Below are 13,680 nucleotides of genomic sequence, written 5' to 3'. Positions count from 1 at the left end.
TCGCTAACGTTGGATCAGCGGTTGAACTTTATTATCGATAGCCTCCCGAGCACGGAAAATACGTGAACGTACGGTTCCGACCGGGCAATCCATGATGGCGGCTATCTCTTCGTAGCTTAGACCATCCAACTCCCGCAGGGTAATCGCCATGCGAAGATCCTCTGGGAGTGACTCAATGGTACGGAAAACTATCTGTCTCAGTTCTTCTGACAACATTAAGTTCTCAGGGTTCGAAATTTCTTTCAGTGCACCCGCACTTTCGTAATTTTCGGCATCATTGGCATCCACATCGCTTGACGGTGGGCGCCGGCCCTGAGCAACCAGATAATTTTTTGCTGTATTGACAGCAATTCGATACAACCAGGTGTAAAAGGCGCTATCGCCACGGAACGACTCCAGTGCGCGATAAGCTTTAATAAACGACTCCTGCACCACATCCGGCACGTCGCCCTGTGGTACGTAGCGCGAAACGAGACTCGCCACTTTATGCTGGTAACGAATTACCAGTAAGTTAAACGATTTCTGATCGCCCTTCTGGACCCGCTCAACCAGAACCTGATCCGTTAACTGCTCGCTCATCCGAGGTAAATTCTCCCCAAATCTATCTCCACGCGTGAAATTGTACCGCCAGCCATACATTATTTTCCTGAGCAAGCACTCGCTTGGAGTTCATACGGAACGCTAAGTTCCATACCGCCATTGTTTTTTTGTTGATGTCACCTTGTCCGTGGCTTTTGCCCGGACAAGTAGGCTAACATGAATTTCACTCTTCTTCTGCACACATCATACGTTATGCAACCATCATCTGAACATGTTAGCGATGTATTGATCGTCGGTAGCGGTGCTGCTGGCCTCTCCCTGGCGTTGCGCCTGGCGCAACATTGCAAGGTTACTGTACTCAGCAAAGGTCCGCTCAATGAAGGCGCCACCTTTTATGCCCAAGGCGGGATCGCCGCGGTGTTTGATGAAACGGACAGCATCGCCTCACACGTTGATGACACGCTGATCGCCGGAGCCGGCCTGTGTGACAAAGACGCCGTCGAGTTTATTGCCGGCAATGCACGCCACTGCGTACAGTGGCTGATCGATCAGGGCGTCCTGTTCGACACCGAAACCAACTCCCAAGGTGAAGAACGCTATCACCTGACGCGGGAAGGCGGACACAGCCATCGGCGCATCCTGCACGCTGCAGACGCCACCGGCAAAGAAGTAGAGACTACCCTGGTAGCGAAAGCAAGTGCTCACCCCAATATTTGCGTGATGGAGCGCCGCAATGCGGTCGACCTGATCACCTCCAACAAGATCGGCTTGCCGGGCACCAAGCGCGTAGTGGGCGCTTACGTCTGGAACCGTGAGCGGGAGCAGGTGGAAACCTACCGTGCCAAAACGGTGGTGTTAGCCACTGGCGGAGCGGCCAAGGTTTATCAATATACCACCAACCCGGATATCTCTTCAGGCGACGGCATCGCCATGGCCTGGCGCGCAGGCTGCCGGGTCGCCAACCTGGAATTCAACCAGTTCCACCCAACCTGCCTGTTCCACCCACAGGCACGTAACTTCCTGCTGACCGAAGCGCTGCGCGGTGAAGGTGCCCACCTGAAACGCCCGGACGGCAGCCGCTTTATGCCAGATTTTGATCCGCGTGGTGAACTGGCTCCACGTGATATCGTCGCCCGTGCGATTGACCATGAGATGAAGCGCCTGGGTGCCGACTGCATGTATCTGGATATCAGCCACAAACCGGCGGAATTCATCACCCAGCACTTCCCGATGATCCACGAAAAATTGATGACGCTGGGCTTTGACCTGACACAGCAGCCGATCCCGATCGTTCCTGCGGCGCATTACACCTGCGGCGGCGTGATGGTCGATCAGCATGGCCGCACCGATCTGGATGGCCTGTATGCGATTGGCGAAGTGAGCTACACCGGCCTGCACGGAGCCAACCGCATGGCGTCCAACTCACTGCTGGAATGCCTGGTTTATGGCTGGTCCGCCGCCGAAGATATTCTGACGCGTCTGCCTGCCATCAAGCTGGCCAAACAATTGCCGCAGTGGGATGAAAGCCGCGTGGATGACTCGGATGAACGCGTGGTGATCCAGCATAACTGGCACGAACTGCGGTTGTTTATGTGGGACTACGTCGGGATCGTACGCACCACCAAACGCCTGGAGCGGGCGCTACGCCGCATCAATACGTTGCAGCAGGAGATTGACGAGTATTACGCCAACTTCCGCATCTCCAACAATCTGCTGGAGCTACGTAATCTGGTGCAGGTGGCGGAACTGATTGTGCGCAGCGCGATGGAGCGTAAGGAAAGCCGTGGGCTGCATTACACGCTGGATTACCCGGATATGTTGCCGGAGCCAAAACCCACCATTCTGCAACCCTGAGGCTTCAGTAGTTCAGATAGAAATCGGTAATCAACTGGCGGAAATCGGTGGTGTAGCTGCCATCCGCCAGTTTTATTGCCAGCTCGGCCTCTTCTTTCGCCACCGGTTTGCGCGCTAACGCCAGCATCAAACGGTGTTTTGGCGTGTCGGCCCGGTCGCTGATGTTCAGCCGCCGTGCGGTGTGCCAGCCACGTTGGTGGGCATTCACTTCAAAAGCTTCGCCAATCTCATAAGGCAGCACTACGCAGAACTGCCCCTCGGCCGTTATCAGCCTTTCGGCGCTATCCAGTAAGGCGTTATGAGTCAGGGTTTCGGTATAGCGGGCGTTGGTGCGAGCCAGATCGCGACAGGCGACGGAAGGCTCAAAATACGGTGGATTGCTGACGATCAGATCGTAACAATGGGCATGCTGCTGGGCAAAATGATGGATATCCTGGCTGTGCACCTGGATCTTCTGCGGCCAAGGCGACTCCAACACGTTATCACGTGCCTGCAAGGCGGCGGCGTTATCCAGCTCAACCGCATCGATGGTGACCTCGCCAGCCGTGCGCTGCGCCAACATCAGGGCGATCAGCCCACTGCCGCATCCAATATCCAGCACCCGCTGCACGTTATCCACGGCAGCCCAGGCGCCGAGCATAACCGCATCGGTACCCACCTTCATCGCGCAACGATCGTGGGCGACAAAGAACTGCTTAAAGGTAAAACCGCCGCGCCGCGGGGTCGATTTAGTTTTAATTTGATTACTCACAATAGCCACCAGCAGACAAAACTGGCGTAGCATAAGGCAAACTGATCTAGGGTAAAAGTTAAAAAGGGTGAACCCTGCGGCCATCCCGTCTATAATCGGCGCCCCAAGTAGAGGTAGATAATGACAGCAACCAATTTTTCCGAACTCGAACTCGATGAGCGCCTGATCCTCGCTTTGCGTGATAAAGGCTACGATCGCCCCACCGCTATCCAGGCCGAGGCAATCCCGCCAGCCATGGACGGGCGCGACGTATTAGGTTCGGCACCGACCGGCACGGGCAAAACCGCCGCATTCTTGCTGCCGGTTCTGCAGCATCTGCTGGATTTCCCACGTAAGAAGTCTGGCCCACCGCGCGTACTGATCCTCACCCCGACGCGTGAGCTGGCAATGCAGGTGGCCGATCAGGCTCGTGAATTGGCTGCGCATACCTCGCTGGATATCGCCACCATCACCGGCGGCGTGGCGTATATGAACCACGCCGAAGTCTTTAGTGAAAACCAGGACGTGGTGGTTGCTACCACCGGCCGCCTGCTGCAATACATCAAAGAAGAAAACTTTGACTGCCGTGCGGTAGAAACGCTGATCCTGGACGAAGCCGACCGCATGCTCGATATGGGCTTTGCGCAAGACATCGAGACCATCTCGGCGGAAACCCGCTGGCGTACCCAGACGTTGCTGTTCTCCGCAACGTTGGAAGGCGAAGCTATCCGCGAGTTTGCCGAGCGCATCCTGAAGGAGCCGGTTGAGGTTGAAGCCGATCCTTCCCGCCGCGAACGTAAAAAGATCCTGCAATGGTATTACCGCGCCGATGACGTGAAGCATAAAACCGCCCTGCTGGTGCATCTGTTGCAACAGCCGGACGTGCAGAAGTCAGTGATCTTTGTACGTAAGCGTGAGCGCGTGCATGAGCTGGCCGCCTGGCTACGTGAAGCGGGCATCAATACCTGCTATCTTGAAGGGGAAATGGTGCAGGCCAAGCGTAACGAAGCGGTAAAACGCATGATGGATGGCCGCGTCAACGTGCTGGTCGCCACCGACGTTGCAGCGCGCGGGCTGGATATCCTGGATATCACCCACGTGTTCAACTTCGATATGCCGCGCACTGCCGATACCTATCTGCACCGCATTGGCCGTACTGGCCGTGCCGGGCGTAAAGGCACCGCCATTTCGCTGGTAGAGGCGCACGACCATCTGCTGCTGGGCAAAGTGGGGCGTTACCTCAATGAGCCACTGAAAGCCCGTGTGATCGACGAACTGCGTCCATCCACCAAGGTACCTAGTGAGAAGAGCAACGGTAAACCTTCGAAGAAGGTGCTGGCCAAGCGCATCGAAGACAAGCTGAAGAACAAAGAGAAGGCCAAGGTGAAGGTACGCCATCGCGACGCGAAAAACGTCGGTAAGCGCCGCCAGCCAAAAGCCAAACCAGACGCACAATAATCTCTCTGCCATCAAAAAACCGCCATCACTTTGAAGGCGGTTTTTTATTTTCAAGGCTGAGTATAGTGCCCTGCCAATTTCTGACTTTTGAGCCAGCTCTCCAATTGACGGTACTGCTCACGCAACTCGCTATTCTGTAAATGCACTGGCGTCTGGGCAAAGTAATACTGGAACGTTCTCCCTTGCTGATTTAGTGCCTTGGCATCAGCCCCCGTTTGTAACAGGAGCAGCGCCAACTGTGGTGCGTTGATTTTTGCGGCCAGGTGCAAGGGCGTATCCCCTACTCTGTCACTCAATGTACTGTCGGCCCCGGCATTCAACAGTATACGTACCTGCTCCTCCCGCTCCGCCAGCACAGCGGCGGCTAATGGCGTAGCCCCAGTGACCAGATTACGTATATTAACCTGGGGAGCCTGTTGCAATAGCAAGCGTAAATATTGCGCATCCTTGACCATCGCCGCCGTATGCAATGCCCCGTTGCCCTCCATACCAGGTTGCCCAATATCTGCCCCCGCCTGTATCAATGCCTGCACACTGCCTGGCCTCTGCTGCAGAATCGCCCACTGCAACAGTGTGATCTGCAAATCTCCCCGCACATGAAGCCGTTCAGCTGTTGCTTGCTGGCTAATTTGCCAAACATCATCTTCAGCCACCGCCTGTGATAAAGACAGGCTATCGGTACCCGCAAATGGCGAATTTTGCTGTTCCATATAGTGCTCCTTGGCTACCATCAATAACCCAGCGATCCCAAACAGGGGCAAAACGAGAGCCGCTATCCAGCAGCCTCTGCACCACCTTTTAGGCATTCGCCTTGATCTCCCATGGCTTTTGTTCCGCCATTGAACTGATTACCTTATCGATGCCATGTGCCGTCATGCTGCGATCGAAATATTTGCTTGGCCGCCAAGCATCAGTGCCGCTCAGAGTTTCATTGTTGGCAATGGTTATTTTATGCCCGATAGCATCTGGAAGCAGAGAGGTCGACTCCTGTGTCCCCGTCAACATATCGTATTGTTCACTGTAACGACGGATCCCGCCAGATTCTGCATCTTGCTTTGCCGCAGCGGGATTAATACCGAAACGGTTCAGAGTATGATCGGAAACCCCAGCGGCGTTGAATGTTACCGCCAGAGAACCGGTTGCCAACGCCGCCGTTGCCGCCAATCCTCCCCCCAACGAATGGCCGGTGATCACTAACGCTTCACCAAACGCAGCTTTGGCATTCTTGGCAATCGCCACGGCATGATTGTACTGCACATCGTCGTACCCGGTAGCCTGGCGCACATTGCTCAGCCAATCGCGCATATCATTAGTACCAGCGAAAGCCAGCACATAATGCTGCTTATTCGAATAAATACCCGCCTGTAAGCCCGAGGCTGTATCCAATAGACTTGCGGGGTCAATGCCAACACTCAGCAAATCGTTATCACTCATGCGCGAAAAACCCTCTGCACCATGCCCCGTTAGGTTGTAGACATCCTTGGCCAATAGCGCCAAAGAGTAATCGCCCTGCTGAGACTCTTGCCCACGAGACACCTCCAGCCTAGCAGCCAAAGGGACCGCAGCAGAGAGATCGCGAGTCAGTGAATTCAACAGGTTTTGTGCATTACGACTATTTTCAGAGGGGAACGACACAGCAGTTTTTGTCACCTGTGGCTCGTCGGTTTGGACTGGTTTTATTGCGTTTTGAGCCGGGAGTGCCGCAGCAGATACAGCGGATATGGGCGTCATCGTCGAGATGAAACTCAAAGGCAAACTCATAGAGACTCCTTATCAATAGACAGCCCCAAATGGAACTGATTTAGCTATCGGCGAGTCATACGAGTTCTGTAATGGGAATGATTATTTTTTGCAGGTAATGTGATCAAAATCTATTTTCTGCCGTGAAGGCATTAAAAAAGGGAGCCGAAGCTCCCTTTTGTCTACCTAGCCGAAAATTACAGGCTTTCGGTAAAGGTACGTGCGATAACGTCACGTTGCTGTTCTGGCGTCAGTGAGTTGAAACGCACCGCATAACCAGAAACACGAATGGTCAGCTGCGGGTATTTTTCTGGGTTCTTAACCGCATCTTCCAGCGTTTCACGGCGCAGCACGTTCACGTTCAGGTGCTGACCACCTTCTACGCGCACGGTAGGTTGCATTTCCATCGGCACTTCGCGGTACTCGATCTGGCCCAGTTCGCTAACAGGCACGATCTGATCTTCCGCATAATCCGCTTTGGCACATACACAGCGCGCTTCTGATTTCTCTTCATCCAGCAGCCAGAAAGAGTTCACCAGTGCTTGATTGTTCGCTTTAGTGATTTGAATACCAGTAATCATTTTGTTGCCTCCGTAATAGGGAGAAAAATTTCTACGTCGCCGAAAACTCGGTTGTGGTTTCCGGCCATTTGGTAAAACCAATGTTGTCTTGTTGTTCTGTATACCAGTCAAACCGGGTCAATTCTTTGACTAAAATCAATTTTTACGGGGTACTGAAATGAGTGGTAGAGGCAAATTTATGTTTTATATCAATTTTACCTTTTTACTCATTAAAATTATTTTTGTAAATTTTCAAAAATATTTGTATATCTCGCTCGCCATACCCATTGAAAAAGCGGGTTTCGCCGAGCGAAGGTTAACGGTAAGCTATGCACCATGAATTGCTAACAAAAACAAAGGAGAGTGCTTATGTCTACCTCCCTCACCTGGCACGACGTCATCGGCAAAGAGAAAGAGCAGCCCTACTTTCTGGATACACTCGCCTTTGTAGCTAATGAACGCCAGGCTGGTAAGACCATTTACCCACCGCAGAAAGACGTGTTTAACGCTTTCCGCTTTACCGAGTTGGCAGACGTCAAAGTGGTGATCCTGGGGCAAGATCCCTATCACGGCCCCAACCAGGCCCATGGCCTGTCGTTTTCCGTGCGCCCAGGCATCCCTGCGCCGCCTTCACTGGTCAATATGTACAAAGAGCTGGTGACGGATATCCCCGGCTTTGAACGCCCGACACACGGCTGCCTGCAAAGCTGGGCCGAGCAAGGCGTACTGCTGCTCAATACCGTATTAACCGTTGAAGGTGGCCGGGCGCATTCTCATGCCAATCTGGGCTGGGAAACCTTTACCGACAAGGTCATTGCCGCGTTAAACGAAAATCGCGAGGGTGTCGTGTTCCTGCTGTGGGGGTCACACGCACAAAAGAAAGGGAGCTTTATCGATCGCCAGCGCCATCATGTGTTGAAAGCGCCGCATCCCTCCCCGCTTTCTGCCCATCGCGGTTTCCTGGGTTGCCACCACTTTTCGCAAACCAATCAGTTACTGGAACAACAAGGCCTGGCACCGATTGACTGGGTGCCGCACCTGCCGCAGGAATGATCCAGGCACAAAAAAGGCACCGCGCGGGTGCCTTTATCCTCAGCAGGTCTTATTAGGACTTGGCTTTGGATACCGCTACCATCGCAGGGCGCAGCAGGCGGCCATTCAGCGTGTAGCCTTTCTGCATCACCATCATCACATGGTTCGGCTGATGGTCGGCTGATTCCATCAGGCTCATCGCCTGGTGAACGTCCGGGTTGAATGGCACGTTGAGTTCGCCTACCACTTCGATGCCGTACTTGCGTACCGCGTCCAGCAGTGACTTCAGCGTCAGTTCAATCCCTTCGATCATCGCGACCAGTTCAGGGTTGTTCTTGTCCGCCAGCTCCAGTGCACGCTCCAGGTTGTCGATCACCGGCAGCAAATCACCGGAGAATTTTTCCAGCGCGAATTTGTGAGCCTTCTCGACATCCAGCTCGCTACGGCGACGAACGTTTTCCATTTCGGCCTTGGCACGCAGCACACTATCACGCTCGCGTTGCTGAGCTTCAGCCAGTTGGGCTTCCAACTCGGCAATGCGATCATCGCGCAGATCGGCGCCTGCCGCCATGGCTTCCTCATGCTGTGCTTGCTGTTCCATTTCTTCCGAGGCTTGCTCGTTTGGCGTCTTCTGTTCTTTACTACTCATGAATATCTCCGCGTTTTAGCATTAATCTCGCAACTTGGCTTATTATGGGGATCAAAACCGGGGTTTCAAGTCAACCGGTCACAATGTGGGGCATAAACCGTCCCTGGTGAGGAAAATGGCAGCGATGAAGAAAAAATTTGCATGTATTGGCATTGTTGGGCACCCGCGTCACCCTTCCGCATTGGCTACTCATGAAATGCTGTTCGAATGGTTGGTTGCCCGTGGCTACAAGGTGATCCTTGAACGCCAGATTGCCCACGATTTGGGCATGAAAGACGTAGATACCGGCAGCCTGGCGGAGATTGGTCAACGGGCCGATCTGGCCGTCGTGGTGGGTGGTGACGGTAATATGCTGGGCGCAGCGCGCGTATTGGCGCGTTATGACATCAAGGTGATCGGGGTAAACCGTGGCAATCTCGGCTTCCTGACCGATCTCGACCCAGACAACGCACTCCAGCAGTTGGCGGACGTGCTGGAAGGGGAATATATCGACGAGAAGCGCTTCCTGCTGGAAACCATCGTCCATAAAGAACACCAGCAATGCCGAGTCAGCACCGCGATTAACGAAGTGGTGTTACACCCTGGCAAAGTGGCACATATGATCGAGTTCGAGGTCTATATTGACGATCGCTTCGCCTTCTCGCAGCGTTCCGATGGCCTGATCATCGCCACGCCAACCGGTTCTACCGCCTACTCGCTTTCCGCAGGTGGGCCCATTCTGACCCCATCGCTGGAAGCCATCGCACTGGTGCCGATGTTCCCGCACACGCTTTCCGCCCGGCCGCTGGTGATCAACGGCGACAGCACCATTCGCCTGAAGTTTTCCCATATCGGCAGCGATCTGGAAATCAGCTGCGACAGCCAGATCGCCCTGCCCATTCAGGAAGGCGAAGAGGTACTGATCCGCCGCAGTGACTTCCACTTAAACCTGATCCACCCCAAGGACTACAGCTATTTCAATACGTTGAGCACCAAATTGGGCTGGTCAAAAAAATTATTCTAAAAATGGCGCCAACCGCTTTACTGTATATAAAACCAGTTTATACTGTATGAAATCACAGTTATGTGTTTATACACAGGAAGGTCCCTATGTTGGCGCAATTAACCATCAGCAATTTTGCTATCGTTCGTGAGTTGGAGATCGACTTTCAAGCGGGTATGACGGCAATCACCGGTGAGACCGGTGCCGGTAAGTCGATTGCTATTGATGCGTTGGGCCTGTGCCTCGGCAACCGCGCAGACGGCAACGTGGTACGTCTGGGGGCCTCTCGTGCCGATATCTGTGCCCGCTTCTCACTGGCGGATACCCCATCCGCCCGCGAATGGCTGGAACAAAACCAGCTGGATGACAGCAACGAGTGCCTGCTGCGCCGCGTGATCGGGACAGATGGCCGCTCCCGTGGCTTTATCAACGGCACCGCCGTTCCCCTTTCCCAATTGCGGGAACTTGGCCAGCGCCTGATCCAGATCCACGGCCAGCACGCTCACCAGTTGCTGCTAAAACCCGAACACCAAAAACAGTTGCTGGATGCCTATGCTGGCGAACCGGTCTTGCAGGCCGCCATGCACCAGGCTTACCACCAATGGCATCAAAGCTGCCGCGAACTGGCGCACCATCAGCAGCAATCTCTCGAGCGCGATGCCCGCAAGCAACTGCTGCAATACCAGTTGAAAGAGCTGAACGAATTCGCCCCACAGGCCGGTGAATTTGAGCAGATCGACAGCGAATACAAACGTCTGGCCAACAGCGGCCAGTTGCTGACCCTCAGCCAGCAGGCCCTGCAACTGCTGGCCGATGACGAACAACACAACATGCTCAGCCAACTCTACACCACCAAGCACCTGCTGCTGGACCTGATCGGCATGGATGAGAAGTTGAGCGGCCTGCTGGATATGCTGGAAGAAGCCTCGATCCAAATCAGCGAAGCCAGCGATGAACTGCGCCATTACGCAGACCGCATGGATCTCGATCCCAACCGCCTGCATGAGCTGGAGCAGCGCCTGTCGCGCCAAATCAGCCTGGCACGTAAGCACCATGTTTCACCGGAAGAATTACCCAGTCTGCATCAACAACTGCTGGATGAGCAACAGCTTCTTTCCCAACAGGCTAGCGATCAGCAACACCTGAGCGAAGCAGTCAACCTGCATCATCAACAGGCGCTGGCGCTGGCTGAGCAATTGCACCAGAAGCGGCAGCACTATGCAGCCGAGTTAACCACCCTGATCACCGAGAGCATGAATGCACTCTCGATGCCGCACGGCAAATTCAATATCGACGTCCGCTTTGAACCGGAATACCTGAGCAGTGAGGGGGCCAGCCGCGTTGAGTTCTGCGTCTCCACCAACCCGGGGCAACCGCTGCAACCATTGGCAAAAGTGGCCTCCGGCGGTGAGCTTTCCCGCATCGCATTAGCCATCCAGGTCATTACCGCCCGTAAAATGGAAACTCCGGCGCTGATCTTCGATGAGGTGGACGTAGGTATCAGTGGCCCAACGGCCGCCATTGTTGGCCGCTTGCTGCGCCAGTTGGGTGAATCAACCCAGGTTATGTGCGTAACCCACCTGCCGCAGGTCGCCGGTTGCGGTCATCAGCATTTATTTGTCAGCAAGCAAACCGACGGCACGGTAACCGAAACCCAGATGTCCCCCTTGGACAAACGCGCCCGTCTGCAAGAGTTGGCGCGCCTGCTTGGCGGCAGTGAAGTCACTAAAAATACGCTGGCAAATGCAAAAGAATTGCTGGCCGCATAACTTTTTTACTTTCCTGAGGTCATAATGAGGCCCTGTAAAGGTTCCCAACTGCTGCAAGGTCTATTATCATCGGCATCCTATGCCCTAAAGGAATGTGATTATTATGCGCTGTAAAATGCTGACAGCTGCCGCTGTGGTTCTTGTGATGCTGACCGCAGGCTGTTCTACTTTTGAGAAGGTGGTTTACCGGCCTGATATCAACCAGGGTAACTACCTGACACCAACCGACGTGGCAAAAATCCACAAGGGAATGACGCAACAACAGGTTGCTTACACATTGGGCACGCCAATGATGCAGGATCCGTTTGGTACCCAGACGTGGTTCTACGTGTTCCGCCAAGAGCCAGGCCATGAGAAGATCACACAGCAAACGCTGACGTTGACGTTCGACAGCGCAGGCGTGTTGACGGATCTGCAGAATAAACCGGCACTGACTGAGTAAGCCGAGCCGGAGCTGTCATCCGGCCCGTGGGGGAAGAGTGAGATCCTTCATGACAGTCGCAGGCTGCAACTCGGAAGACAACGTTCTGATGAAGATAAGGCGCATTAAGCGCCTTATTTTTTTGCCTTTTCCGCCCGCTGACGGCGCAGTTCTTTCGGATCGGCAATCAATGGCCGGTAAATCTCTACCCTGTCGCCATCATTGAGCTCATCGCTCAGCTTAGCCGGTCGGCTGTAAATACCCACCTTGTTGCTGGCCAAATCAATATCGCTCCGTAGCTCTAACAGCCCAGAAACCAGGATGGCCTGCTCAACGCTGCTGCCTGCTGCCAACTTAACCTGGCGCACATATTGGCGTTCTGGCAACGCATAGACCACCTCAACGCGTATCTCAGACACTGTAGACCTCTTTGGCGCGCTGAGTGAACGCTTGCACCATGCTACCGGCCAGTTCTTTAAACACTTTACCGAAGGCCAGCTCGATCAGTTTGTTGGTGAACTCAAAATCCAGGTGCAGCTCTACCTTGCACGCCTCGGGGCTTAACGCAGTGAACTGCCAGCCGCCCATCAGCTTACGGAACGGGCCATCGACCAGCTGCATATTGATGCTTTGGTTATCCAGCAGCGTATTGCGCGTGGTAAAGGTTTTGCTGATGCCGGCTTTTGCCACCTCTACCGCGGCGGTCATTTCATTAGGAGAAGCGGCAATCACCCGGCTGCCGGTGCATCCTGGCAGAAAATCGGGGTAAGAATGAACATCGTTAACCAACTGATACATCTGCTCAGCGCTAAACGGCACTAAGGCAGAACGACTGATCTGGGGCATATCATTTCCTGAGAGGCAAAAAACGTACAGATAATACCATTTATCTGGCGCCAAACAAAAAATCTGCTACGCGCGGCACGGATCCAAAATGCGAGAAATTGCGCAGGTGCTGAGTGGGAAAGGATTTCTTTCGCTGCGTCATCCAGTATAATGAGCGCACTATGACAAAGAAAAAAGCATACAAACCCGGTTCCGCAACCATTGCACAAAACAAGCGAGCACGTTTCGAATACTCCATTGAAGAGGAGATCGAGGCGGGTTTGGCCCTGCAAGGTTGGGAAGTAAAATCACTGCGTGCTGGCAAAGCTAACATCAGCGACAGTTATGTGATGTTCCGCGACGGTGAAGCCTATCTGTTTGGCGCCACCATTTCGCCGCTGAACGTTGCTTCAACTCATGTGGTATGCGATCCAACACGTTCCCGTAAACTCCTGCTGAAAAAACGTGAGCTAGACTCACTGATCGGCCGCGTTACCCGCGATGGTTATACCGTCGTCGCCCTCTCCATGTATTGGAAAAATGCCTGGAGCAAGGTGAAGATCGGCGTAGCCAAAGGTAAGAAAGAACACGATAAGCGCGATGACATCAAAGATCGTGAGTGGCAGACGGCGAAAGCCCGTATCATGAAGCATGCCAACCGTTAAGCCGCTGGCTTAACAGGGTAATCTTCTGGTATACTGCACACAGTACTTGGGGCTGATTCTGGATTCGACGGGATTTGCGAAGCCCTAGGAGCATGCCGAGGGGCGGTTTGCCTCGTAAAAAGCCGCAAAAAAATAGTCGCAAACGACGAAAACTACGCACTAGCAGCTTAATACCCTGCTTAGAGCCCTCTCTCCCTAGCTTCCGCTCTTAAGACGGGGATAAAGAGAGGTCAAACCCAAAAGAGATCGCATGGAAGTCCTGCCTGGGGCTAAAGTGCTAAATCTAATCAGGCTAGTTTGTTAGTGGCGTGTCCATCCGCAGCTGACCGGCGAATGTAAAGATTGGACTAAGCATGTAGTGCCGACGGTGTAGTAATTTCGGACGGGGGTTCAAATCCCCCCAGCTCCACCAAATAGGTCGCCAGTGATACCAGATAGACCCGGCGACAGTGACG

At 53.9% G+C, this 13,680-nt stretch carries 15 protein-coding genes and 1 other RNA gene; 8 read left to right on the top strand and 8 right to left on the bottom strand.

Features of this window, described 5'->3' with window-relative positions; genetic code table 11:
• Positions 1-3: 3 nt before the first annotated feature.
• Positions 4-579 carry an RNA polymerase sigma factor RpoE gene (gene rpoE, locus IMQ33_RS18090; RefSeq protein ID WP_012146382.1) on the bottom strand — a complete coding sequence of 192 codons (576 nt, stop codon included), beginning with the start codon at positions 577-579 and terminating at the stop codon, positions 4-6.
• A gap of 213 nt (positions 580-792) precedes the next feature.
• On the opposite strand from rpoE, the gene nadB reads away from it, so the two are divergent.
• Complete coding sequence (nadB, locus tag IMQ33_RS18085) at positions 793-2,394, top strand: L-aspartate oxidase (RefSeq protein ID WP_024529381.1); 1,602 nt, start codon at positions 793-795, stop codon at positions 2,392-2,394.
• A 4-nt stretch (positions 2,395-2,398) separates the two neighbouring features.
• Here nadB and IMQ33_RS18080 read toward each other — a convergent pair whose 3' ends face one another.
• Positions 2,399-3,178 carry a tRNA1(Val) (adenine(37)-N6)-methyltransferase gene (locus IMQ33_RS18080; RefSeq protein ID WP_196062079.1) on the bottom strand — a complete coding sequence of 260 codons (780 nt, stop codon included), beginning with the start codon at positions 3,176-3,178 and terminating at the stop codon, positions 2,399-2,401.
• 87 nt (positions 3,179-3,265) lie between these two features.
• Here IMQ33_RS18080 and srmB point away from each other — a divergent pair, with 87 nt between their 5' ends.
• Positions 3,266-4,582, top strand: coding sequence for an ATP-dependent RNA helicase SrmB (gene srmB / locus IMQ33_RS18075; protein WP_024485802.1), 1,317 nt, complete (start codon positions 3,266-3,268; stop codon positions 4,580-4,582).
• Between the two features lie 50 nt (positions 4,583-4,632).
• On the opposite strand, the gene IMQ33_RS18070 is transcribed toward srmB, so the two are convergent.
• From IMQ33_RS18070 to grcA, 3 genes are all read right to left on the bottom strand, one after another.
• Positions 4,633-5,388: an ankyrin repeat domain-containing protein gene (locus tag IMQ33_RS18070; RefSeq protein WP_196062080.1), complete on the bottom strand. Its 756-nt coding sequence runs from the start codon at positions 5,386-5,388 to the stop codon at positions 4,633-4,635.
• Positions 5,381-6,343 (bottom strand): DUF2974 domain-containing protein, encoded by a 963-nt coding sequence (locus IMQ33_RS18065; protein ID WP_098930030.1) that lies wholly within the window; start codon positions 6,341-6,343, stop codon positions 5,381-5,383. Before IMQ33_RS18065 ends, IMQ33_RS18070 begins: the two co-directional genes overlap by 8 nt.
• Positions 6,344-6,519: 176 nt before the next feature.
• Positions 6,520-6,903 carry an autonomous glycyl radical cofactor GrcA gene (grcA, locus tag IMQ33_RS18060; protein WP_021178913.1) on the bottom strand — a complete coding sequence of 128 codons (384 nt, stop codon included), beginning with the start codon at positions 6,901-6,903 and terminating at the stop codon, positions 6,520-6,522.
• A gap of 348 nt (positions 6,904-7,251) precedes the next feature.
• Between grcA and ung the strand changes: the two genes are divergently transcribed.
• Positions 7,252-7,935, top strand: a complete 684-nt coding sequence (ung, locus tag IMQ33_RS18055) for a uracil-DNA glycosylase (RefSeq protein ID WP_021178914.1) — start codon at positions 7,252-7,254, stop codon at positions 7,933-7,935.
• A 52-nt stretch (positions 7,936-7,987) separates the two neighbouring features.
• Here ung and grpE read toward each other — a convergent pair whose 3' ends face one another.
• Positions 7,988-8,563: a nucleotide exchange factor GrpE gene (grpE, locus tag IMQ33_RS18050; RefSeq protein WP_021178915.1), complete on the bottom strand. Its 576-nt coding sequence runs from the start codon at positions 8,561-8,563 to the stop codon at positions 7,988-7,990.
• A gap of 124 nt (positions 8,564-8,687) precedes the next feature.
• On the opposite strand from grpE, the gene nadK reads away from it, so the two are divergent.
• The 3 genes from nadK to bamE all read left to right on the top strand — a co-directional run bounded on the left by nadK (position 8,688) and on the right by bamE (position 11,756).
• Positions 8,688-9,566 carry an NAD(+) kinase gene (nadK, locus tag IMQ33_RS18045; RefSeq protein ID WP_024485805.1) on the top strand — a complete coding sequence of 293 codons (879 nt, stop codon included), beginning with the start codon at positions 8,688-8,690 and terminating at the stop codon, positions 9,564-9,566.
• A gap of 86 nt (positions 9,567-9,652) precedes the next feature.
• Complete coding sequence (recN, locus tag IMQ33_RS18040) at positions 9,653-11,314, top strand: DNA repair protein RecN (protein ID WP_186531020.1); 1,662 nt, start codon at positions 9,653-9,655, stop codon at positions 11,312-11,314.
• A 103-nt stretch (positions 11,315-11,417) separates the two neighbouring features.
• Entirely contained in the window at positions 11,418-11,756 is a 339-nt protein-coding gene (bamE, locus tag IMQ33_RS18035; protein ID WP_021178918.1) for an outer membrane protein assembly factor BamE, read from the top strand.
• Positions 11,757-11,869: 113 nt separating this feature from the next.
• On the opposite strand, the gene IMQ33_RS18030 is transcribed toward bamE, so the two are convergent.
• Both IMQ33_RS18030 and IMQ33_RS18025 read right to left on the bottom strand, forming a co-directional pair.
• On the bottom strand, positions 11,870-12,154 hold the full coding sequence (locus IMQ33_RS18030; RefSeq protein WP_196062081.1) for an RnfH family protein: 285 nt from the start codon (positions 12,152-12,154) through the stop codon (positions 11,870-11,872).
• On the bottom strand, positions 12,147-12,581 hold the full coding sequence (locus IMQ33_RS18025) for a type II toxin-antitoxin system RatA family toxin (RefSeq protein WP_021178920.1): 435 nt from the start codon (positions 12,579-12,581) through the stop codon (positions 12,147-12,149). Before IMQ33_RS18025 ends, IMQ33_RS18030 begins: the two co-directional genes overlap by 8 nt.
• A gap of 161 nt (positions 12,582-12,742) precedes the next feature.
• Here IMQ33_RS18025 and smpB point away from each other — a divergent pair, with 161 nt between their 5' ends.
• Together smpB and ssrA are read left to right on the top strand one after the other, a co-directional pair.
• Positions 12,743-13,225 carry an SsrA-binding protein SmpB gene (smpB, locus tag IMQ33_RS18020; protein ID WP_021178921.1) on the top strand — a complete coding sequence of 161 codons (483 nt, stop codon included), beginning with the start codon at positions 12,743-12,745 and terminating at the stop codon, positions 13,223-13,225.
• 48 nt (positions 13,226-13,273) lie between these two features.
• Positions 13,274-13,637: a transfer-messenger RNA gene (ssrA, locus tag IMQ33_RS18015) on the top strand.
• Positions 13,638-13,680 lie beyond the last annotated feature (43 nt).

This window comes from Serratia sp. Res13-Sevr-LER1-36-b (genome assembly GCF_015673035.1).
Taxonomy (GTDB): domain Bacteria; phylum Pseudomonadota; class Gammaproteobacteria; order Enterobacterales; family Enterobacteriaceae; genus Chania; species Chania fonticola_C.
Note: the sequence above shows the minus strand (reverse complement) of the source record. Positions and strands in the feature narration are given on the sequence as shown.